This window comes from Paraburkholderia ginsengisoli NBRC 100965 (assembly GCF_000739735.1).
Classification (GTDB): Bacteria; Pseudomonadota; Gammaproteobacteria; order Burkholderiales; family Burkholderiaceae; genus Paraburkholderia; species Paraburkholderia ginsengisoli.
Genome location: NZ_BBJF01000024.1, coordinates 103,401 through 123,664 on the forward strand (window position 1 = coordinate 103,401; position 20,264 = coordinate 123,664).

Sequence of the window (20,264 nt, forward strand, 5' to 3'; positions counted from 1 at the left end):
TCGGTGCCGGGGGGCTGGAATTCGCGGCTGCGCCGGCTTTCAGCGGCATCGGCACCGCAGCGAATCCGTTCACCGGCCAGTTCGACGGCATGGGGCATCTCCCTGCGGATTTGAATCTCTCGGCCAATACCGGCCTCTTTGGCGCAATCGGCAAAACCGGCGTCGTGCGAAATTTCACGCTCGCGGATGGCACCGCGACCTCCTCGGGAGGAGCGGTCGGACTGCTAGCCGCTATTAACTGGGGGTATATGGTCAATGACGGCGCAACGGGCACCATCACTGCCATCGGCAACACGGGCACGGTGGCCGGCGGGCTCGTCGGCGAGAACTTCGGACGCATCGAGCAGTCGTGGACTGGCGTGAACATCCATGGCGCGGGCCAGATAGGCGGACTCGCCGGCCTCAACAACGGTTCCATCGACAAGTCTTATGCGCTCGGTTCGGTCACAGCCGGCGCGCAAAGCACAGTCGGCGGCCTTGTCGGTACGAACAACGGCGCGATCTCCCGATCGTATGCGCAAGAACCCTTGAACGGCAGCGCGATAGCCGTCGGAGGGCTAGTTGGCAGCAATACGGGCTCCATCAGTGAATCGTATGCCTGGTCCCATCTCCCGGTTGGCGCGAACTCGACGACGGGCGGCATCGCGGGCACGAACAGCGGCTCGATTGCCGCGAACGTGTTCTGGAACAGCGAGACGTCAGGAGCGTTGGCGGGCGTCGGCTCGGGCACGTCGGTGGCCGCCTCGAGCGGACTCACGGAAGCGCAGTTGAGGGACCCGGCGAGCTTCGGCCCAACGTGGGATTTCACCGCGACCGGCACGTGGGTGGCCGGTTCGTTGCCGACGCTGCACTGGTAGGCCTGACGCGAAATGGGGGCGCCGCTAGCAGCAGCGGCGAGCGCGGGCGCGGGCAGAAACGGACGTATGGGTAATCGTCGGATCAAGGTTCAGCCGGGCCGGTTTGCGTCGGAATATCGATCGACGAAACAGATGGAGAGCCCGGCTCAATGCTGGCGTGGGTCTAGAAGGCGCTCTTTATGACGCCTCCGTCGGCCCGCAACGCAGCTCCCGTCGTCGCCGACGAAAGCGGACTGGCGATATAGGCCACGAGCGACGCGATTTCCTGCGGCGAACTAAATCGCTTGATGAGCGACGTGGGACGTGCCTTCTCGAAGAACTCCTTTTCGAACGCTTCAAACGATTTGCCGTCGGCCTTTGCGAGGTTCTCCACGAATTCACTCGCTCCCCGCGATTTCGTCGGCCCCGGCAGCACGCTATTGACTGTAATGCCCGTGCCGGCAACGGCTTCGGCGAGTCCCCGTGAAACCGCCAGCTGCGCGGTTTTGGTCATCCCGTAATGGATCATTTCAGCTGGAATCTGCACCCCGCTTTCGCTCGAAATGAAAATGATGCGCCCCCAGTTGGCCTGCCTCATCGCGGGCAAAAAGAGGCGAGCGAGGCGTACCCCACTCAAGACATTGACGTCGAAGAACCGCTGCCAGTCCGCGTCGGGAATCTCTTCGAACGGCTTGGGCTCGAAGATGCCCAGGTTGTTGACCAGAATTTCCACGCCCGGATAGCGTCGCGCGAGTTCTTCTGCTGAAGCGGCCGTACTGAGATCGCCCGCAAATCCCCGCACGTCGCTGCCCGTTTCCGCTTTCAGCTGCGCGACTACGTCATCCACAGATGACTGGGAGCGGCCGTTCACGATCACACGAGCGCCCTCCTGTGCCAACGTACGGGCGATAGCGTGACCGATGCCTGCCGTGCTGCCGCTCACGAGCGCGAGTTTGCCTGTCAGATCCAGGTCCATGAGTGATGTCCTTTCAATGGATAAAGTAGAAATGGCGACAACCGGTCTTGAACGTCGGACGCCGCCAGGAGGTTCACGTACGTGTAATCGATGCGCCACCATCGACCAGGGAAGCGGTACCGGTCACGAAGGACGAATCGTCCGATGCGAGATACAGCACCGAACGCGCCAGTTCTTCTGGCTTGGCAACGCGCTTGAGCGCATGCAGCCCGGTGACGAACGCCTGCGATTCGCTGCTGTCGTTCATGTCGCGATACATCTCCGTGTCCACCGCGCCCGGCAACACCGCGTTGACGCGCACGCCTTGCGCGCCGTACTCGGCGGCGAGTGCTTGCGTCAAGCCGATCAGTCCGGCTTTGCTCGCCGCGTAAGCCGCGGTGCCGGGAAACGCAAACGAGTAACCGACGAACGTCGACGTGAAAATGATAGATCCACCACCTTGCTTCAGCATTTCAGGAATCTGGTGCTTCGCTCCCAGGAAGGCACTGGTCAGATTGGTCGCAAGCGCGGCGTTCCAGCCAGCTTCGGAGATGCCAGTGGTCGGGCCCATCTCGCCCAGCGTACCGGCGTTGTTGTAGGCGATGTCCAGACGGCCGAAGCGGCTCACTGCGAGTGCGACCAGCGCCTTCGCAAAGTCCTCCGACTGCACGTCGCCGGCCAGATACGCGGCTTCGCCGCCTTCGCCGACGATCTCCGCAGCGAGCTTTTCAAGTTCCGCCGCGCGGCGCGCCGCAATGACTACCTTGGCGCCTTCCTTCGCGAACAGCTTTGCAGTAGCGCGGCCAATTCCTGCGCTGGCACCCGTCACGATGGCGACTTTTCCTGTCAAGCGTTGCATGTGTTATCTCCTGATGCATCTGGTCGGCCACTGCCCTATGCCTTGGCCCGTGAAAGGAATATAGGCTTCAGTCCTGGTGCCAGGAAGGCCTAAAACATGGTTCTATCACTCACTTTTTGTGAATGACGGGAGGGTTGCATGGACCGCCTGCGTGCCTTCGAGGTCTTCGTGACGGTGGTGAGCCGTGGTGGCTTTGCGCGCGCAGCGGATGCGCTCGGCACGTCGCCCGCGAACGTGACCCGCTATGTGAATGAACTGGAAGCGCACCTGGGCACGCGCCTGCTGAATCGCACATCACGCACGCTGTCTCTGACCGAGGGCGGCGAGACGCTTTACGCCCGCTGCAAGTCCATCCTCGACGAGGTCGCCGAGACAGAGGGGCTCGTGTCATCCGCATCGGTCGAACCCCGCGGACGCCTGCGCATCAATGCGCCCGTGAGTTTTGGCATTCTGTATCTCGCGCCGCTATGGGCCGAGTTCATGTCGAGATATCCTGGCATCGAACTCGACGTTGGGCTGATTGATCGCGTCGTCGATATCGTCGATGAAGGCTACGATCTCGCCATTCGCATTTCGCGCGCCGGCTCGACTAACCACGCAGCCCGCAAGCTCGCGACATCGCAAAACATTCTGTGCGCGTCGCCAGCCTATCTGGCTCGCGCCGGCGTTCCGGCAACGCCAATCGACCTGCTCGGCCATCGTTGTATCGGGTACACCTATGCGACCACTGGCGACGAATGGCAACTGATCGACGATGGCGGCAAGACTCATATGGTGAAGGTCGACTGTCACATGCATACGAATAACGGCGATACGGCGCGCGCAGCAGCGCTCGCCGGGCAAGGCGTGATCTGGCAACCCACCTTCCTGATCGGCAACGATCTCCGTGCCGGCACGCTCGTTCACGTGTTGCCTGAGTATCGCCTGCCTGAGATCGACATACTCGCCATGTACCCAAGCCGTCGGCACCTGAGCGCCAGAGTGCGTGTCATGATCGATTTCCTTGTCGATGCGTTCGGTGGCGTGCCCCCATGGGATCGGGATGATGGTAATCGGACAGCTGTCGCGCCGAAGAAGAACTGAAGGCGCGTCCAGACCATGCGTCCGATATGTTCGGACAAGATCGTTCAATACCAGGCTCGCGACCGTTTGACCCGAGCGTCTAACGTCAGACGCTTGACAGCATAAAACTCCGTGTGAACATCAAGCGTGCACGTGAGCGCGATTCGGTGTCTGCTACGCGCGTCAGCGACTATGATGTATCGAACCATCTCCTTCGCGAGCGTTACGGCCAATGTGCCGGTTGAGCCGTTGCGGTTTCGCTTGCAATAGCGCAACGCAGCGGCTTTGGTCATACGTCAATACGAGCGCGAATGCGACGACCTTCGAGCATTGCATCGACGGGCCGTTGAAAATCTTCTACTGAGTTGACAGCAGGTTCAGCTATGCGGTGTCGGGCGGGTATCGCGCGCAACACGGCTGTTGATCGTCGCGCACGCGGTGGCCGCGCGGTTGACCGGAAGAGATAACGGTCATGTGTGCGTTGCGGCGTACAGGCCAATGCCGCAATGTCCGGCGCCGTCTCCAAGGCCTCATTTGGAAGGAGACAACGCGATGAACTCGAGCAGCAGGCTGTGGCGTGAGTGTGGACGCGTGCCAACGTGGCTGGGTGCGTTCCGTGTGCTGGTCCTGTGCGCCATGTGGAGCAGCGGCGCGTATGCGGAGCCGGCGACCGGTCCATGCCGCGGCGCGGCATGCGCACCGCACAAAGCGCCGCCCTCGTCGAAAACAGGCTGTCCGCAATTGAACGGCTTGACTATCCGGGCCCGCGAGATCGACTTGCCGACAACCGGCGCCGTCGTCACATCAACGATACAGGTGGCAGCGAGCGGCAACGGGCCGACGGCTACAGGGTCGTACTGCCTCGTGGCCGGCGCGATTCATCCGGTCGATCGGTCCGCCCCGGACATCCTGTTCAATGTCGCGTTGCCGGACCGGTGGAACGGCAAGATCCTGATGCTCGGCGGCGGTGGTTTCAACGGCTCGATTCCCGACGTAACCGATAACGTGCCAAGCGCGCCGACCCATCTGCCGGGACCGCTGTCGCGCGGCTACGCGGTGTTCGCGAGTGATTCCGGGCACGAGGGGACGGACTCGGTGGACGGTGCGTTCTCCGTCAACGCCGAGGCGTACGAGAACTTCATGGGCGATGCGCTGAAGAAGACGCATGACGCCGCGCTCGAGATCATCGACAAGCATTACGGCACGCATCCGTACAAGGCGTATTTCGCGGGCGGCTCAACTGGCGGACGCGAAGCGCTGACCGTCGCGCAACGCTGGCCGCAGGACTGGGATGGCGTGATCGCATTTTATCCCGCGTACGACTTCACGACGCTGAGCCTGCAGCAGTTGCGAGCGACGGAAGGCTTCGCGGCGCCGGGCGCGTACCTCGACACGGCGCAGCGCGCGCTACTCCTCAAAGCGGTGATGCAGGCGTGCGATGGGCTCGACGGCGTCGTCGACGGGCTGATCAGTAACGTGCAGGCGTGCAATGCGACGTTCAATCCGGCGACAGCGTACGTCGACGGCAAGCGACTGCGCTGCCCCGGCGGTACGGCACGTGACGACACGTGTCTGTCGGACCGGCAGATCGCGGCGCTCAACACGATGAACACGCCCCTCGTATTTGAGTATCCGCTCGAAAGCGGCGAAACGCAGTACCCTGGCTTTAACGTGTATGGCGCCGATCTCGGAGTGGGCAGCAGTTCGCCGCTCGAGGACACGGTCACGTTGCTCGCGCTCGGTACGACGCAGCCGTCGTATCCGCTGCAGAGCAGCGCGATGTTCGACGGACAGATCAGCGACGAGTTCGTCCGCTACACGGTCATGGACAACCCGAACGCCAACTCGCTGACGTTCAATCCGGCGCTTGCCGGTCGATGGTCTGGGCGGATCAGCACGCTGTCTGGACTCGACGCGACCGACGCAAATCTGACGTCCTTCATGCGACGCGGCGGCAAGCTGCTGATGGCGCATGGCACGGTGGACGAGACCGTCAGCACGCGGGCAACCGAGATCTACTATCAGCGCTTACTGTTGACGATGGGCTTTGGCGCCGTCGACTCGTTCGTGCGCTTCTACGAGATTCCGGGGATGCAGCACGGGGTCGGCACCGAGTTCAACGCGTCGTGGGACTCGCTCACGACCTTGGAGAACTGGGCCGAGCACGGCACGCAGCCGGTGCATCAGGTGGTCACCGATACCGCGGGCGTACCGGGACGCACGCGCCCGCTATGCCAGTATCCGGCGTGGCCTAGCTATAACGGCGCGGGCGACGTGAACAGCGCGGCTTCATTTACCTGCGTGCAGGGATAACGCACGCCAGCGCGACGCGCGAGGGGCTGCCGCACCCGTTATCTTCGCGCGTCGCGTATCAGCGGCAATCTTCAGCGCTGGCGTGCCTGCATCGACCACGTGAATCTCGTCCTGGATACGCGCGATCTGTCGACCGTGATCTGGTGGTGGAAGAAAGAGCGCCCAAACTCGAAGCGGCGCTGCCAGTTTTATTAGCCAAACTAAAGGAGTCGTTCGATGGACATCACGCTTGTACCCGGCAATTCCCTCATTACGGCGACGCCCGAGGATGGTCGACACCTGGCGATCAAAATGGCGCGCCTTGTAGTCAAGGCCACCCAACCTGACGACGACACGCGAGCGAAGTTGCGCGCAATCTATGCGAACGATGCTTCGGACCTCATTCAGGTTGGCCACGTCGTGGCGCTCGAGTTCGCCACCATCGCTGCGGCGAATAACTATTGGCGAGACTAATCGCCTCAAGATTGCTGCCGGTAAACCTCGAAGGCCGATCGGCTGACCAATGATCTCGTGAGCGGTATGGCCGCTGTTGAGATGCGAGAGTCGTTCGAGCGTCGCCTCACCTGCCCGAGCGAACGTCACATGCTGGCCGCACGAAGACAGACGACAAATTCTAAAACCTATTCCTGGGCAAGGAAGCATGACATGGACCTCTCACTGGCGTGTGAGGGACGCTATCGCCGGAGCTCGATCGGCTGCCCATGCGGAGTATCGCGTGCGGCGTCATTCCACGCATTGCGACGCTGCCGGAGCACCTCGTCTGTCACGAGTCCCTTGATGGTGCTGATTCGCTCCAGCGCCGTTAGCCAGTGACTGTAGTACGTGTTGCCATGGTCCGGGTCGCCGACGGCCTGCGCATCGCGGATTGCCTGATTAAGACATTCTGCCCACTCAGCCCAGGTGAACATGCCGCTCTTGTGCAAGGCCACGGTCATGGCAAACGCCTGGGCTTCCCACGGTGCGGCGAAAGTGGGTCCCGCGTCGTTGCAAGGCAACGCCGACAAAGCGGCAGGCAGTTCCGGAAGATCCGGCAGGGCGAAAGTCATATCAGGCAGACCCCGCGTTCGGGTAGTCAAGATAAGGCTCCCAGCAGTCGACGCAGACCGATGCCGCTGTCGTATCGGTCCCCCAGAGTTCGGCGGCATCGAAGCACACCGTATAGAGCCATTGCGGCTGTTCGCCGAGCCCAACTGAGTTGGCATCGGGGAAAACGTGCGCACCATGCACGGCAATAATGCGCCCTCGTCTGCCACGGCAGTATCGCGGCAAACGGGTATGCGTGGATGGGTTCAGCTGACGGGTCTGCACCCTGTCACCGACCTTGAAGCGTGCAACGACGGCCGTGGGGCGATTGACCGGACTGCCCCGGAGCAGCGCGGCGGCTACCGCGTCGGCCGTCAACACGCGAGGGACCGGTGCCGCAGCACCCTTCGCCTCGCCCGTCCCGATTTCCTCTGCCGTTGCAAGCCCCGTACTCAGCAGCAGTCTCTTTAATCCTTCGAACCAGATCTCGTAGTAGCTACTGGAAAGGTATTGCACAGGTGGCAAGCTCTCCCGCGCGGCACGAGACATGTCGATGTTCCACTTGCCGGTTGCGCCCATCGCCAGCGTGATCGCCAGCACGCGGCGCTCCCAGTCGGCGTGAAAAAGCGAGACGTCCGCTTCCGCGCGTATCGGGCCGAATGCCTGCATGCCGCCAACGTCTTGTGCGCCGTTCATGCGGCCCCCCGTTTCGATTCCGGCATCTTCGGCAATCCTGTGCCGATCATCGAGTCACGTGTCACCAGTTCAGCCAGCGCCTCCTCAGAGAAGCCTACGGTTCCAGCTGGCTGCATGGGCAATACGAGATAACGCACCTCCGCAGTGGAGTCCCACACGCGGAACTCTACTTCGGCAGGCAATTCGAAGCCGAACTCCCTTAATACGCCACGCGGATCGATCACCGCGCGCGACCGGTACGGCGCCGACTTGTACCAGACCGGCGGAAGCCCAAGCACCGGCCACGGATAGCACGAACACAGCGTGCAGACCACCATGTTGTGCACCGCGAGCGTGTTCTCCAGCACCACCATGTGTTCGCCCTGCCTGCCGGTGTAGCCGAGTGAAGCAATCGCAGCGGTCGCGTCGGCTAACAGCCATTGCCTGTACGACGTCTCGCGCCATGCCTTCGCGACCACGCGCGCGCCATTGTGCGGCCCGACTTGGTGCTCGTATGTCTCGATCAGGATATCAAGGGAGCGGGGATCGACGTACCCCTTCTCCACTAGCAGGGACTCCAGCGCACGCACACGCAAATCCATCTCTGACAACACGCTACCGATGTGGTCATGAGCGTCGGCATGCGCATGCTCTTGCGGGTCGCTTTCAGGATCGTTTCGGCTCATCGAAGTCCGCTCCGAAGATTGCCATTTAGAACCAGTATGGTTGCTCCATGACCCAAAAGCAAAACGCTTGGGCATCGTTCCCGGCCAACAAAAGACATCGACCTTCGGTCTTATCGCGACATTCAGGCGGCGAATTCGACGGTGCGTGGTATCGATCTCGATGGTTCAGGGCTCGGGACTCGCGTCCGTCCCGGAGGCTCGCGCCAGTGCTTGCGTGTCGATATATTCCCGGATATTCGTCAGTTTGCCATTTCGAACGGTAATGGCGAATACCCAGTCGTCCTTGAACGTCCTGTTCGTGGCTTTGATTTTCCCCATAGCGACCCCGACGACCAGAACCCGGTCTCCCCGCGCCACGAATTCGGGAGGCTTCGGATATGTCATTTCCACCTCGTCGGAAGCCTTCTGAAGCACTTTCGCCAATCCGGCGTGCCCGCGGTGCGTGCCGGCCAGTGGCCAGTCTTCGCCCGGAATGATCCACTCGATATCTTCGGCAACCAACGCCAGCAGAGCTTGCTTATCGCCGCCGCCTATCGCTGCAAAGAAATCCTTCACGATCTGAATGTTCTCTTCGATGCTCATTGAGTCTCTCCATTTTCCTTTTATCGAATCGTGTCCGATCTAATCGGCTACCTTGCGGATTTGCCGGCGAGGACGTGGCGCAAGCTGAGCGGAGCGCGGCTTACTGCCGGCGTCGCGCTCGCTTCAATCAAACTGTGGTTGGCCCTTTGTCCCCGAGGCAGGATCACATCGAAATTTGCGAGCACGATTCATCAGTCGAACTTGACCAAATCCTTAAAGATCAGTTGACCCCAACTATTTCCCCGCCCCTGCACAAGAAGTCCGCCTTCCGAAAGACCGCCAAGTTTGATCGGCGCGAAACCGAGACTTTCCGCAAGCGCACCAATCTCCTCTGCGGCGCCATCATCGTCACTCGCCAGGAACACGACTCTCCTGCCACCATGTACCGCCGGATCCTGTTCAAGGACGGCAGCGCCCAAATGATTGAAGCCCTTGACCAGCCTGCCGCCAGTGAACGCCTGCGCGACAACCCTGGAAGAAGGTTGTCCCCCCAGTTCCTCGAGGGGCACGCCGTAGGCATTGGTCACATCGACGATAGTCTTCCCCTGCCAGGTAGACAGCGCCTTCGCGACATCCTGGTGCGACTTGTAACCGACAGCCAAAAAGACGATGTCCGCCTTGACCGCTTCCGCCAGTTTTTTAGGAATGATCTCAGGTCCGATCGCGGCCGCAGCGGACGCAAAGCTTTCCGGGTCGCGAGTGGTTGCAACGGATACTTCGATGCCTCTTCGTGCAAACGCCCTGGCAAGCGCCTGGCCAATCTTGCCGAAGCCAATAATTGCGTAGCTCATATATTTTCCTTTGGTGTGCGACGCCCTACGGGCTCCGAATATCGAATGGAGTGACCGGCGGGCGTAGCCTGTCAGAGTTGCGCAAGGCCGCCGTCAACGGCAACCTCGCTGGCGGTCATGAAGCTGCTGTCCGACGACGCGAGAAAGGCGGCCGCCGCTGCGATCTCCGCCGGATCGGCCATGCGCTGAAGCGGAGTCATCGAGGCGAAGACCTTCTGCCCTTCCTCGCCTAGCGCTTCCTTCGCGAGTTCGGTTGCCGTCGCGCCGGGTGACAGCACGTTGACCCGGATGCCGGTGCCCTTCAGGTCCTCCGCCCAGGTCCGTGCAAGGTTGCGCACTGCCGCCTTGCTCGCGCTGTAGGCGCTCATTGCCGGGGCGCCCGTGGTGCCGGCGCTCGATCCGGTCAGGATTATCGAACCGCCCTTGCCCATCAGCGGCAGCGCCTGCTGTACCGTGAAGATCGTACCCTTCACGTTGGTGTCGAAAGTTTCGTCGATGTGCTCGGCGGTGATCTTGCCTAGCGCAAGCTGGCCTCCCGTCCCGGCATTGGCGAAAACGATGTCGAGGGTTCCGCGCTCGGCCTTCACCTCCGCGTAGAGTCGGTCGAGGTCGGCCAGATCGGAGACCGAGCCCTTCACCGCGCGGGCATTGGGCCCGAGGTCGGCAACAGCGGCGTCGAGTGCGTCTTGCCGCCGGCCGAAGATGAAGACGAAGGCGCCTTCCTGGATGAATCGCTTTGCTGCGGCCCGGCCGATGCCGGTAGCGCCACCGGTGATCACGGCGGTCTTTCCATTTAGTCTGTTCATGTCATACGTCCTTCGAAACAAAAGCGAGAAATGCAATTCTGGACCACTTGATTCATGAGTCCAATTGACTGAATATCTATCAGTACCATCTACTTTTTAGATATATGCTCGATAACGTCACCATCAATCAACTTCGGGCCTTCGTTGCCGTGTGTGATCAGGGAAGCTTTTCCGGGGCTGCACGGGAGCTAAGGCGTGCACAGTCAGCGATCAGTCACGCGATCAACGCGCTCGAGAGTGCCTTCGATGTGTTGCTGTTCGAACGCAACGCCCGCAAAGCGACGCTTACGGCAGCGGGCCGCAGCCTCCTGCCTGATGCTCGTGGGGTGATCTCACGCACAGAGGAGATGAAGATGCGCGCGGTTGCGATTGCTGAAGCCGGGGTGCCACAGGTCTCGATTGCGGTGGATACCTATTTTCCGCGCGCGCACCTGATTGAATGCCTGCGCAGGTTGCAGTCGGACTTTCCGACCGTTGCAATCAATCTGCGCATGACGACCATGCAAGGCGGCGAGCGCCTGGTTCTCGAAGGAACGTGCGCATTGGCGGTGACGATCACCGACGTGCCGGAGCTGAGCCCAGGTACCATAGAAAGGCAGCATTTATGTGAAGCGCAAATGGTGACCGTCTGTGCGCCATCGCATCCGCTGGCCGCAATCGCGGGGCCGATCCCGCGGGAGGAATTTGGCCGGCACATCCAGCTCGTCGTAACCGACAATCAGCCCGATGCGGAAAAGACACAACAGGGGGTCGCCGGTGAACGCCAGTGGCTGGTGAATGACCTCGGCGCGAAGCACGATTTGCTAAGGGGCAGCTTATGCTGGGGGCACATGCCGCATCATGTGGTTGCGGAAGACCTCGCGAACGGAATACTTGTCGAACTTCAACGGCGCGCATGGCACATGCGCGCCCTCACGTTCATGATCTCGCAGCGGCGCGGGTACCTGTTTTCCGAATGCGAGACGCGGCTGGTTGCGCTCCTTGGCAATCGTCATCGCTTTTCAAAGGGCGCCAGCAAGCGATCCGTCTCACGCGCAGGCAAAAAAGCATGAAGGGCCGCTACGAGCGAGCAACAGCCAGCGAGGCCTGCTGCTCCTCGACGGATGTCCGCAAGTTAGATAAACGGCTGGTGCGTTTTGAAATCTTCAACGGCTGCAACAGGTCGCGAAGACGCATTCACTCTTGTCGGACGCCGACGTTCACCACCACCCGACCGCCAATGACTGCAAAGGGACGAGCAGCCGCGCGAACCTGAAGGGTGACCGTCGCCAAGGGCGAACTGCGCGCGTAGCTTGTCTGTCCATTTCCGGAGTGAAGCAGCCAGCCCAAAGGCACGCCGCCCAATTCCTGAAAGGCCGGTCCCTGGCAGAACTGCGCCAAACAGACCCCACCCGGCCTCGTCGCCCTCACTCCCCGCGGCTCGCCGACCGCATCCGCCACCTTGGCCGTATCCTTACCCTTAGTCCGCTCACCCAGCCGCCCGCCCCACTCGCCCATCGCCGCATACCTGCGGCGCCGCCCGCTCCGGAAACGCCTTCAACGCGATCAACGTCAGCACCGTTGCGCCCATCAGATACCACGCCGGCACCATCGGATCCCCAGTCCGCACGATCAGCCAGGTGACGGGAAACGGCGAGAACCCGCCGAACAGCACCACCCCGCAGCTATAGATCACCGACAACCCGGCCGCGCGCCGGTGCGCTGGAAACGCCTCCATCATCAGCACCGAGCCGGCGCCCGCATTGTTGACGGCCAGCGCGACGTACGCGGTGATGATGACCAGCGCGACGAGATCGCCCGCGCCGTGCGTGAGCGCGCGAAACGCCAGCCAGGCGACCAGCAGCGACGCCCACAGCGACACGTATTGCAAGGTCTTGCGGCTCGCGAAGCGGTCGGCCGCGCGCGCGACCAGCGGCGTCACGACCAGAATCGCGAAGCCCGACAGACATGCCGTCAGCAGACTGATCGCCGGCGGCCGATGCAGCGTCCGAACCAGGTAAGCCGGCATGTAGAACACGGTGATGTAGATGCTCACCGACGGCGCGGCCATCATCAGAATCCCGCAGACGAGCGGGCGCGTATGCTCCGCGAACAGCCGTCGCGGGTCGAGCCGCGTGCGTTGCAGTGGCGCGGGCGCCGGCATGCGGCGTCGCAGATACCAGCCGACCGGGCCGATCAGGCCGCCGAGCGCGAATGGGACCCGCCATCCCCAGTCGTGCATCGCCGCGGGCGATAGCAGCGCCGTGGTGCTCGCGCCGACCAGCGCGGCGACGCAGGCGGCCGCGCCCTGGCTCGCGCCGCGCCAGCTCACTAGGAAGCAGCGCTGCCGGTAGCCGGCCGATTCCATCAGCGAGGCCGACGCGGGGCCGATCTCGCCGCCCGCCGCGAGCCCCTGCATGAGCCGCGCGAGCACCATCAGCGCGGTCGCGGCGGGACCGATCGATGCATACCCCGGCAGGCACGCGATCAGCCACGTACCGAGCGTCATCAGCGTGAGCGACGCCGTGAGGCCGGCCTTGCGGCCGCGGCTGTCGGCGAGGTGGCCGATCATTAGCGCGCCGAGCGGTCGCATCACGAAGCCCGCGCCGAAAGTGGCGAGCGACAGCAACAGCGACGCCGCCGGATTGTCCGATGGAAAAAACAGCTTGCCGATGATCACGGCCGAAAAGCTGTAGACGGTGAAGTCGTAAGCGACGAAGCCGTTGCCGATCACGATCGCGACGATGATGCGCCGGAGTTCGGCGCGCGACGGCGGAACCTGGGAGGCGATGGCAGTGTGCATGGGTAGCGGTCGTGGGGGCGTCGGGGGTTTCAGAAAAGAAGGGAAGAAGCGACAGGTTTTTCTGTGGCTCTCGCGTCCAGCCTCCCGTCTTTAACGGCCCACGCCCGCGCAACTTGATGACGCGTGACATCGGGCCGTGCTGCCGGCCCGTGGTGTCATCAGGTGCACGTGCGCATACGCAGCGTCAATGCTGCGATCTCGACGACTCAAGCCGTGCGCGGCCGACCCTTGCGTTTCGCCTCGACCGGCTTCACGACAGCGGCCACGGCCGCCACCGGCATCATGCGCAGACTGCGTTTGAAATACGGCGAACTCAGCGTGGCCGCGCCCATGTCGGACGCCGCTTCGAGCAACGCGGGCGCCAACTCCTCGATACGCGCGTCCGACAGACGGCTGGTGGGCCCCGCGAGCGTAATGACGCCGACCGCCAGCCCGGCCACCGGATGACGGACCACGGCGGCCATCGACGTCATGCCCGCTTCGTAGGTTTCGCTCGCGATGCCGTAGCCGCGTTTGCGCGCGCCGTTCAGGTCCTGCAGGAACTGCTGGATCGTCTTCGGCGCTTTCGGGCCGCGCGGCCCCGCCTTGCCGATGCCGCCCTGGCGCGACACGAGTTCGAGCGCCTCCTCGTCGCTCATCGTCGACAACCAGATCTGGCCGCTCGCGGTGCAATGCAGCGGCGGCTGGCTACCCATGTCCGGGTCGTAGCGCAAGCCGGATTTCGCGCCCTGCGCCTTGTCGACAAAAATGATGTGATCGTCTTCGACCACGCCGAGCCGCGCCAGCTCGCCTGACGCCGCCGCCAGCCGGTCGAGCACGGGCTGCGAAATGTCGAGCACGCCGCCGGTGGACAGCCACATCAGCGCGAGCGACACCAGCTTGAGTGCCAGCACGTATTCGCCATGTTCGTCCTGACGCACATAGCCCTGCTCGCTCAACTCCGCGAGCAAGCGGTGCGTACCGCTGCGCGGAATGTTCAGCGTGTCGGCGATCGCGGCGAGCTGCATGCTGCCGCCCTGCTTCGACAGCAATTCGATGATGGCCAGCGCCCGCTCCAGATTTCCCGCCATGGTGATGCACTCTCGGTTCGATTTCGTTGGCGAATGAGAACACGATTCCACACCGGAACTCAAGGGCGAAGCTCGAGCGCAGCCCCCAAGGTTGGGCGCTGCTAAACTTGCGCGACCTCAACCCCGCTCATCTGCCCACTCACGCCTCAAGCCATGCTTCGATTCGACAACCTCTGCAAGCAGTACGGCGATCGCGTCGTCTTTCAAGCGCTGCACTACGACAGCGCGTCGGGATGCGTCGCGTTGAACGATGAATCCGGCAGCGGCAAATCGACGTTGCTCGGTGTGCTCGCCGGCACGCTCGAAGCCGACGCCGGCGACGTGTGGCTCGGCGGCCATTCGTTGCGCGATGCACCGCGCGCCGCGCAAGCCGTGCTCACGTATGTGCCCGAGGACTGCATGCCGTCGCCGGACCGGACCGGTCGCGAGTATCTGCGGCATGTGGCGTCGGAGAGAAAGACCACGGTCGGCCGCGAGACGCTGGATCTTGCGGAGCGCTTCGGTCTCACGCCGCATCTGGATAAACGCTTCGAGCAGATGTCGTTCGGCAGCCGCAAGAAGTTCTTTTTGACGGCAGCCGCGCTGGGCGACACCAAGGTTGTCATTGCGGATGAGCCGGTCGGCGGACTCGATGCGCCCGCACGCGCGGTTCTGGCCGATCTGTTCATCACGCTGGCCCGAACCCGCAGCGTGTTTTTCACGAGCTACGACACGGCGTTCATTCAGGCGTGCGAGGCGAAGAGCATCAGCTTCGCCGATCTCGCGAGGCGCGACTAGAAGCGCGCGACGCCTTCAGCCTCTGCGCCGCGCCCATCGGCCGCACCGCTGTCACAACGACACGCAGATCTTGCCGAAGTGTGCGCCCGACTCCTCGTGCCGGAACGCGTCACCGAGCTTCTCCAGCGCAAACGTGCTGTCGATCACCGGCTTGATGCCCGTCACTTCCAGCGCGCGAATCATGTCGAGCTGATCCTGCCGGCTGCCGACGATCAGCCCTTGCAAGCGCTGCTGCCGCGCCATCAGCGCCGCGGTCGGCACGGGCCCCGCGCGTCCGGTCAACACGCCGATCAGCGCGATATGGCCGCCGATCCGGCAAGCGGTGATCGATTGCGGCAAGGTACCCGGACCGCCCACTTCGATCACATGATCGACCCCTCGCCCGCCCGTCAACTGACGAACCTGCTTGCCCCACTCGGCGTTCTCGCGATAGTTGATCGTATGGTCCGCGCCGAGCTCGCGCAGCTTCGCGAGCTTCGCGTCGCATGACGACGTCGCGATCACCGAAGCACCCATCGCCTTCGCGATCTGCAAACCGAAGATCGACACGCCGCCGGTGCCGAGCACGAGCACCGTGCTGCCCGCCTTCAACTGCCCGTCGACGACGAGCGCGCGCCACGCGGTCAGCCCCGCGGTGGTCAGCGTCGCGGCTTCCGCGTCACTGTAGCCGCGCGGTGCGTGCGTGAAGTAGTGGCTCGGCAACACGACGACCTCGCGTGCGTAACCGTCGATGCCGTCGCCGGGCGTGGTCGAGAAATCGGCGATCGCCGGCGGGCCGTTCTCCCAGAACGGGAAGAAGCACGACACCACGTGATCGCCGGCCTTGAATCCGCTGACGCCTTCGCCGACCGCTTCGACGATGCCCGCGCCGTCCGCCATCGGAATGCGGCCCGCATCGGCAGGCAGGTTGCCGGTCACCACGCCGTAGTCGTGGAAGTTCAACGAGTTCGCGTGAATGCGCACGCGAATCTGGCCTGCGGCTGGCTGACCAGGGTCCGGGAGATCGACCACCTGGAGACTCGCGACGGTGGCGGGCGAACCGATCTTGACGGCTTTCATGTCGTTATTCCTTTCTTGAAGCTGGAGCTTGGTGAACTTTGTTGAACTTCGAGTTGCGCAGGCGCTCTGTCAATACGCGTGGGCAGCGTGGCACGCATGGCGCGATGCCTGCCGTCCAATGTAGAGCGGCCTGACGGTCGAGTCGCAAAAGAATACCGCATGCACGCTTTGCGCGTCGGGACACGCGCAACGCTCATGCATGCGGCAGGTTCATGGAGGGTTCATCGTGAAGGTCGCGATGTCCTTCAGCGTGCGTGGGCCGTTGCGCTCACCGGCTCAACGCCACTACTTCACCGTCTGAATGACTTCGAAGCCCTCGAATTCCGGATGTCCGAGATAAAGCACGCGGTTCTCGTTGCCCGCGCTCCGATGCGCGGCGCGGAAGGCATCCGATTTCGTCCACGCTTCAAACGCCGCGTGGTCGCGCCAGATCGTGTGGCTCGAATACAGAACGTGATCCTCCTTCTGCGGCCCCTTGAGCAGGTGAAATTCCACGAAGCCCGGAACCTCTTTCAGATGCGTGTCACGCGACGTCCACAGATGTTCGAAGGCGGCCTCGGACCCAGGCGTCACTTTGAAGCGGTTCATGGCGATATACATGCTGTCGGCCTCTTTCAGTAGCGATTACGGTTGGCAGGCAACGGGCTCTTCGTTCGACTCGTGACGAGTCACGAGCCCGCAACGCGGCTTCCGATTATAGGCCTGCCCTCGCTCACGCCTGCATCGCAGCGGGATTCAGTTCGAGATGCAGAACCTTCAGTCAGTGCTTCGGCAAGTCTTCCAACCGTGCAATTCCTCGGCTTCGTTGAACCAGATCGGGATGGCGTCGAACGGCGACGCGGATGGGCTTGACATGATCGGCTGGTGAATGGGCGTTGAGCGGTCCGCTCGGCGCGCCGGCATGCGACATACGTCAAAGCGCCTGGCGAACAGGCTTGACCTTACTGCGGTGGGAAGGTCCATCCTCGTGTCTGATTTCTCATCGGAGCAGGAAATGGAATTCGCGATCCCGGATATGGCCTGCGGCGGATGCGCTCGTGCCATCACTCACGCCGTCACGCGGCTCGACCCCGCCGCGAAGCTCGACATCGACGTGGCCGGCAAGACCGTCAAGGTCACGTCGACGCTGCTCGTGCGGCGGGTCGTCGAGGTCATCGAGGCAGCGGGTTTTCATCCCACTCCAGGAAATTGACCGGCATGCAGGCGGGAAGGCGCGGAGCCTGGTTAAACTTCCGCTTCCCGGCAAGCAGGCTCATTCGAGACAAACATTTACCAGCGGACATCCACTATGAAAAACCTTCGCGCCTTTCGTGCTCTTTGCTGCTTCAGCGGCTTGACGTTCGCCGTGGCGGCCATGCCCGTCGAGGCGCAGCAAGCGCCCGCGATGCACGGCATGCACATGTCCGGTTCGGAGCACGCGGGTTCGGGCGAATCGACGCAAGCGTTCAAGGCCGCCGACGACAAAATGATGCAGGACATGGACGCGCCTGAATACACGGGCGACGCCGACAAGGACTTCGTCGCGCACATGATTCCGCATCATCAGGGGGCGATCGAAATGGCGGAGGTCGAGCTGAAATACGGCAAGGACCCGGAAATCAAGCGGCTCGCGCGGGACATCATCAAAGCGCAGCACGACGAGATCGCGTTCATGCGCCGCTGGCAGGCGAAGCACGGCGCGAAGTAAGCGGTGGGTGGACGGCGGCGAGAATGCGTCGTTCGAGCGTTGTGCGGCTGGACCGTTGGGCGTTCTGCATTGAACGCCCGATGTCGAGCGTTCAATGCTCCTCGTCGACGATCACGCGGCGAAGCCCGCGCCGCCAGGACCTGAAGAAACGCCCTACTGTTCCGCACGCGGCGCCGCGCATCTCAGATGCTCGATGAACGCCACGCTCGCGTCATCGAGCGGCGCGCGCGACTTCTCCAGCTTCGAGCACAACACGGCCCCTTCCCACGCATTCCAGAAGTAGCGCGCGAGCGCAGCCGTGTCCGCATCCGCGCGAATCTGGCCGGCTTCTTTCGCTTCGTCGAGACAGGCCTGGATACGCCGGCGCCAGTCCTGAATCACGTTCAGCAGCGCCGCGCGAAACGTCTCGTCGAGCGCGGCGAGTTCCTGACTAAGATTGCCCACCAGACAGCCGCGCTTGAAGTCGAAACGCGCCATGCCGCTCGCGGCGTCCTCCGCGAACGCTTCGATGCGCGCGATCGGATCGAGCGTCGTGTCGCCGAGATGACGGTCGAGCTTGCGCGCGAAGTACGCGGCGTAGCTCTCGATCACTTCCAGCGCGTACGCATCCTTGCTGTTGAAGTAGTAGTGAAACGAGCCTTTGGGCACGCCGGCCAGCGCGACCAGTTCGTCGAGCGAGAAGTTGTAGAAGCCCTTCTCCGTGAGGATGGCCACGCCGATGCGCACGAGTTCGGCGCGTCGCCCAGTGTCGCGCTTCGGGTCGCGTTTGATGTCGCGTTTGGTTGCAGCGGTCGCCATTATTCTTGTCCCTTTCCTCTCGTTGACTGCCGAAAACTGCTGAACTTCCGGGGTGCGCGAAGCGGCGCTTGCACGGCCTTCCGGCCTCATGATCTCGCGCGTTGCCTGCGTGCGAGTTGGCCGGTGCATCACACGCCGCTCACCAGAACGGCCGCTTGCGAAGCAGCGGCCTCATCGCGATCAGGCCGATGATCGGCCCAGGCAACAGCAACCACGCGACCCGTGCGTCGAGCGAATGATAGGCGCTGGTCGACCACAGAATCGAACACGCCGACAGGAAAAAGCCGAAGCTGTTCTGCAACGTCAACGCGCCGCCGATTTTATCGGCCGGACATGCCTTGACCGACAACGCGGAGAACTGCGGCGAATCGGCGATCACACTGATGCCCCACACCAGCAGAAGTGCGAGCTGCCCCGCCGTGCCAAGCGCCGACGACAGCGGATAAACCGCGCACAGCGTACCCGAGATCGTCAACGCGAGGGCCGCCGTCCGTGCGCTGCCGACCGACTTGCTCAGCCTGCCGCCGAGCAGGCAACCCACGGCGCCGACCGCGATGATCAGAAACGACCACAGCGCGACGGCGCTCGCGGGTGCCGGCGCACTGCCCGTCAACGCGCGTTGCACGAGCAGCGGCGTCAGTGTCCAGAACGCATACAACTCCCACATATGCCCGAAGTAGCCTAGCGCGGCCGCGCGAAACTCACTGATCCGCACGACCTGCCCCACACCCGCCGACAACCCCGCACGCGCGTTGCCGGCGCGTCGCACGTGCGGCCCTTCGCCGAGCGACAGGACCAGCAGCGCGCCGATCACCGCGAGCACCGACGACGCCAGCACCACGGTCTGCCAGGGCACCGTGGAGAACAACGCGCGGATCGCGTGGACCGATGCCGTGCCGAGCGTCAGCATCGCGACGAGCAGTGCCAGCGTTTGCGCCGCCCGGCGCGGATCCCACGACACCAGTAGCTTCATCCCCAGCGGATAGATGCCCGCCAGCGCGACACCGACGCCGAAGCGGAACACGATCGCCGACGCGAGCCCGCTGCTGCACAGCGCGAACAGCGCATTCAGCGTGGCGCCGAGCACGCCGCACACCGCAAATACCTTGCTCGCCGAGACCCGGTCCGCGAGTCCCGTCGTCGCCGAGAGCAACGTGCCGACGATAAAGCCGGCCTGCACCGCGTTCGTCAGCCAGCCGATTCCCGACGCGTTCAATTGCCACGCGATCTGCAAGTCGCGCATCGCGCCGTTCGCGCTGAACCACAACGAGGTGCCGAGCAACTGGGCCAGCGCGATCACCAGCACCGCGCGCTTCGCGCGTGCCGCGAGCAGCGCCGCATCGGCCGCGTTCACGGTGCTCGCCGCGTCCGCGGCATCCAGCCTGTCCTCCATCCTGCCTCCTCCAGCTCGTGCTTCGCCCGGCCTGCGCGACGAGCCATTGTTATGCCGACCCCGCCGCCGTTCGGGCGATCGGGACTTACCCGAGCAACTATAGGTTTTTG

Annotated in this window: 21 protein-coding genes; 7 read left to right on the top strand and 14 right to left on the bottom strand. The window is 63.1% G+C overall.

All coding sequences use genetic code 11. The annotated features are described in order from the left end of the window. Positions 1–1,020: 1,020 nt before the first annotated feature. Together BGI01S_RS26855 and BGI01S_RS26860 are read right to left on the bottom strand one after the other, a co-directional pair. A complete protein-coding gene (locus BGI01S_RS26855) occupies positions 1,021–1,812 on the bottom strand; it encodes an SDR family NAD(P)-dependent oxidoreductase (protein WP_042329377.1) in 792 nt (263 codons plus the stop codon). Positions 1,813–1,885: 73 nt separating this feature from the next. After that, the gene (locus tag BGI01S_RS26860) at positions 1,886–2,650 is read right to left on the bottom strand and encodes an SDR family oxidoreductase (protein WP_042329378.1); all 765 of its coding nucleotides are present in this window, start codon (positions 2,648–2,650) and stop codon (positions 1,886–1,888) included. Positions 2,651–2,788: 138 nt separating this feature from the next. Here BGI01S_RS26860 and BGI01S_RS26865 point away from each other — a divergent pair, with 138 nt between their 5' ends. The 3 genes from BGI01S_RS26865 (at position 2,789) to BGI01S_RS26875 (ending at position 6,478) form a co-directional block, all read left to right on the top strand. Then, a complete protein-coding gene (locus BGI01S_RS26865) occupies positions 2,789–3,733 on the top strand; it encodes a LysR family transcriptional regulator (protein ID WP_042329380.1) in 945 nt (314 codons plus the stop codon). 720 nt (positions 3,734–4,453) lie between these two features. Continuing rightward, a complete protein-coding gene (locus tag BGI01S_RS26870) occupies positions 4,454–6,025 on the top strand; it encodes a tannase/feruloyl esterase family alpha/beta hydrolase (protein WP_167335680.1) in 1,572 nt (523 codons plus the stop codon). A 216-nt stretch (positions 6,026–6,241) separates the two neighbouring features. Continuing rightward, positions 6,242–6,478 (top strand): hexameric tyrosine-coordinated heme protein, encoded by a 237-nt coding sequence (locus BGI01S_RS26875; RefSeq protein ID WP_042329381.1) that lies wholly within the window; start codon positions 6,242–6,244, stop codon positions 6,476–6,478. Between the two features lie 221 nt (positions 6,479–6,699). On the opposite strand, the gene BGI01S_RS26880 is transcribed toward BGI01S_RS26875, so the two are convergent. The 6 genes from BGI01S_RS26880 to BGI01S_RS26905 form a co-directional block, all read right to left on the bottom strand. Continuing rightward, positions 6,700–7,071 carry a nitrile hydratase accessory protein gene (locus tag BGI01S_RS26880; protein WP_042329383.1) on the bottom strand — a complete coding sequence of 124 codons (372 nt, stop codon included), beginning with the start codon at positions 7,069–7,071 and terminating at the stop codon, positions 6,700–6,702. A gap of 1 nt (position 7,072) precedes the next feature. Continuing rightward, the gene (gene nthB, locus BGI01S_RS26885; RefSeq protein WP_042329384.1) at positions 7,073–7,744 is read right to left on the bottom strand and encodes a nitrile hydratase subunit beta; all 672 of its coding nucleotides are present in this window, start codon (positions 7,742–7,744) and stop codon (positions 7,073–7,075) included. After that, a complete protein-coding gene (gene nthA, locus BGI01S_RS26890; protein ID WP_042329385.1) occupies positions 7,741–8,409 on the bottom strand; it encodes a nitrile hydratase subunit alpha in 669 nt (222 codons plus the stop codon). Before nthA ends, nthB begins: the two co-directional genes overlap by 4 nt. A 165-nt stretch (positions 8,410–8,574) precedes the next feature. After that, positions 8,575–8,991, bottom strand: a complete 417-nt coding sequence (locus BGI01S_RS26895; protein ID WP_042329387.1) for a nuclear transport factor 2 family protein — start codon at positions 8,989–8,991, stop codon at positions 8,575–8,577. Positions 8,992–9,182: 191 nt separating this feature from the next. After that, positions 9,183–9,824 carry an NADPH-dependent F420 reductase gene (locus tag BGI01S_RS26900; RefSeq protein WP_409372107.1) on the bottom strand — a complete coding sequence of 214 codons (642 nt, stop codon included), beginning with the start codon at positions 9,822–9,824 and terminating at the stop codon, positions 9,183–9,185. A 29-nt stretch (positions 9,825–9,853) separates the two neighbouring features. Then, positions 9,854–10,588 carry an SDR family NAD(P)-dependent oxidoreductase gene (locus BGI01S_RS26905; protein ID WP_042329389.1) on the bottom strand — a complete coding sequence of 245 codons (735 nt, stop codon included), beginning with the start codon at positions 10,586–10,588 and terminating at the stop codon, positions 9,854–9,856. A gap of 104 nt (positions 10,589–10,692) precedes the next feature. Between BGI01S_RS26905 and BGI01S_RS26910 the strand changes: the two genes are divergently transcribed. Continuing rightward, positions 10,693–11,640, top strand: coding sequence for a LysR family transcriptional regulator (locus BGI01S_RS26910; protein ID WP_042329390.1), 948 nt, complete (start codon positions 10,693–10,695; stop codon positions 11,638–11,640). Between the two features lie 416 nt (positions 11,641–12,056). On the opposite strand, the gene BGI01S_RS26920 is transcribed toward BGI01S_RS26910, so the two are convergent. Both BGI01S_RS26920 and BGI01S_RS26925 read right to left on the bottom strand, forming a co-directional pair. Then, a complete protein-coding gene (locus BGI01S_RS26920) occupies positions 12,057–13,370 on the bottom strand; it encodes an MFS transporter (protein ID WP_042329392.1) in 1,314 nt (437 codons plus the stop codon). A gap of 206 nt (positions 13,371–13,576) precedes the next feature. Next, positions 13,577–14,440, bottom strand: coding sequence for an IclR family transcriptional regulator (locus BGI01S_RS26925; RefSeq protein WP_042329393.1), 864 nt, complete (start codon positions 14,438–14,440; stop codon positions 13,577–13,579). A 153-nt stretch (positions 14,441–14,593) separates the two neighbouring features. Here BGI01S_RS26925 and BGI01S_RS26930 point away from each other — a divergent pair, with 153 nt between their 5' ends. Further along, a complete protein-coding gene (locus BGI01S_RS26930; RefSeq protein WP_042329394.1) occupies positions 14,594–15,217 on the top strand; it encodes an ABC transporter ATP-binding protein in 624 nt (207 codons plus the stop codon). Between the two features lie 51 nt (positions 15,218–15,268). Here the strand turns inward: BGI01S_RS26930 and BGI01S_RS26935 are convergent, their stop codons facing one another. Together BGI01S_RS26935 and BGI01S_RS26940 are read right to left on the bottom strand one after the other, a co-directional pair. Next, entirely contained in the window at positions 15,269–16,276 is a 1,008-nt protein-coding gene (locus BGI01S_RS26935; RefSeq protein WP_042329395.1) for a zinc-dependent alcohol dehydrogenase family protein, read from the bottom strand. A 285-nt stretch (positions 16,277–16,561) separates the two neighbouring features. Further along, complete coding sequence (locus tag BGI01S_RS26940; protein WP_042329396.1) at positions 16,562–16,876, bottom strand: antibiotic biosynthesis monooxygenase family protein; 315 nt, start codon at positions 16,874–16,876, stop codon at positions 16,562–16,564. Between the two features lie 394 nt (positions 16,877–17,270). On the opposite strand from BGI01S_RS26940, the gene BGI01S_RS26945 reads away from it, so the two are divergent. Beyond that, complete coding sequence (locus tag BGI01S_RS26945; protein WP_042329430.1) at positions 17,271–17,468, top strand: heavy-metal-associated domain-containing protein; 198 nt, start codon at positions 17,271–17,273, stop codon at positions 17,466–17,468. Positions 17,469–17,564: 96 nt separating this feature from the next. Beyond that, positions 17,565–17,963: a CopM family metallochaperone gene (gene copM, locus BGI01S_RS26950; protein WP_042329398.1), complete on the top strand. Its 399-nt coding sequence runs from the start codon at positions 17,565–17,567 to the stop codon at positions 17,961–17,963. A gap of 153 nt (positions 17,964–18,116) precedes the next feature. Here copM and BGI01S_RS26955 read toward each other — a convergent pair whose 3' ends face one another. Beyond that, positions 18,117–18,761 (bottom strand): TetR/AcrR family transcriptional regulator, encoded by a 645-nt coding sequence (locus tag BGI01S_RS26955; RefSeq protein WP_084585511.1) that lies wholly within the window; start codon positions 18,759–18,761, stop codon positions 18,117–18,119. Positions 18,762–18,900: 139 nt separating this feature from the next. Further along, positions 18,901–20,154, bottom strand: a complete 1,254-nt coding sequence (locus BGI01S_RS26960) for an MFS transporter (RefSeq protein ID WP_042329399.1) — start codon at positions 20,152–20,154, stop codon at positions 18,901–18,903. Positions 20,155–20,264: the final 110 nt, after the last annotated feature.

What these genes read in the sequence shown, in the direction of transcription:
- BGI01S_RS26855 (WP_042329377.1), bottom strand. Translation starts at nt 1,812, where the DNA reads ATGGACCTGGATCTGACAGGCAAACTCGCGCTCGTGAGCGGCAGCACG.
- BGI01S_RS26860 (WP_042329378.1), bottom strand. Translation starts at nt 2,650, where the DNA reads ATGCAACGCTTGACAGGAAAAGTCGCCATCGTGACGGGTGCCAGCGCA.
- BGI01S_RS26865 (WP_042329380.1), top strand. Translation starts at nt 2,789, where the DNA reads ATGGACCGCCTGCGTGCCTTCGAGGTCTTCGTGACGGTGGTGAGCCGT.
- BGI01S_RS26875 (WP_042329381.1), top strand. Translation starts at nt 6,242, where the DNA reads ATGGACATCACGCTTGTACCCGGCAATTCCCTCATTACGGCGACGCCC.
- BGI01S_RS26880 (WP_042329383.1), bottom strand. Translation starts at nt 7,071, where the DNA reads ATGACTTTCGCCCTGCCGGATCTTCCGGAACTGCCTGCCGCTTTGTCG.
- nthB (WP_042329384.1), bottom strand. Translation starts at nt 7,744, where the DNA reads ATGAACGGCGCACAAGACGTTGGCGGCATGCAGGCATTCGGCCCGATA.
- nthA (WP_042329385.1), bottom strand. Translation starts at nt 8,409, where the DNA reads ATGAGCCGAAACGATCCTGAAAGCGACCCGCAAGAGCATGCGCATGCC.
- BGI01S_RS26895 (WP_042329387.1), bottom strand. Translation starts at nt 8,991, where the DNA reads ATGAGCATCGAAGAGAACATTCAGATCGTGAAGGATTTCTTTGCAGCG.
- BGI01S_RS26905 (WP_042329389.1), bottom strand. Translation starts at nt 10,588, where the DNA reads ATGAACAGACTAAATGGAAAGACCGCCGTGATCACCGGTGGCGCTACC.
- BGI01S_RS26910 (WP_042329390.1), top strand. Translation starts at nt 10,693, where the DNA reads ATGCTCGATAACGTCACCATCAATCAACTTCGGGCCTTCGTTGCCGTG.
- BGI01S_RS26920 (WP_042329392.1), bottom strand. Translation starts at nt 13,370, where the DNA reads ATGCACACTGCCATCGCCTCCCAGGTTCCGCCGTCGCGCGCCGAACTC.
- BGI01S_RS26925 (WP_042329393.1), bottom strand. Translation starts at nt 14,440, where the DNA reads ATGGCGGGAAATCTGGAGCGGGCGCTGGCCATCATCGAATTGCTGTCG.
- BGI01S_RS26930 (WP_042329394.1), top strand. Translation starts at nt 14,594, where the DNA reads ATGCTTCGATTCGACAACCTCTGCAAGCAGTACGGCGATCGCGTCGTC.
- BGI01S_RS26935 (WP_042329395.1), bottom strand. Translation starts at nt 16,276, where the DNA reads ATGAAAGCCGTCAAGATCGGTTCGCCCGCCACCGTCGCGAGTCTCCAG.
- BGI01S_RS26940 (WP_042329396.1), bottom strand. Translation starts at nt 16,876, where the DNA reads ATGTATATCGCCATGAACCGCTTCAAAGTGACGCCTGGGTCCGAGGCC.
- BGI01S_RS26945 (WP_042329430.1), top strand. Translation starts at nt 17,271, where the DNA reads ATGGAATTCGCGATCCCGGATATGGCCTGCGGCGGATGCGCTCGTGCC.
- copM (WP_042329398.1), top strand. Translation starts at nt 17,565, where the DNA reads ATGAAAAACCTTCGCGCCTTTCGTGCTCTTTGCTGCTTCAGCGGCTTG.
- BGI01S_RS26955 (WP_084585511.1), bottom strand. Translation starts at nt 18,761, where the DNA reads ATGGCGACCGCTGCAACCAAACGCGACATCAAACGCGACCCGAAGCGC.
- BGI01S_RS26960 (WP_042329399.1), bottom strand. Translation starts at nt 20,154, where the DNA reads ATGGAGGACAGGCTGGATGCCGCGGACGCGGCGAGCACCGTGAACGCG.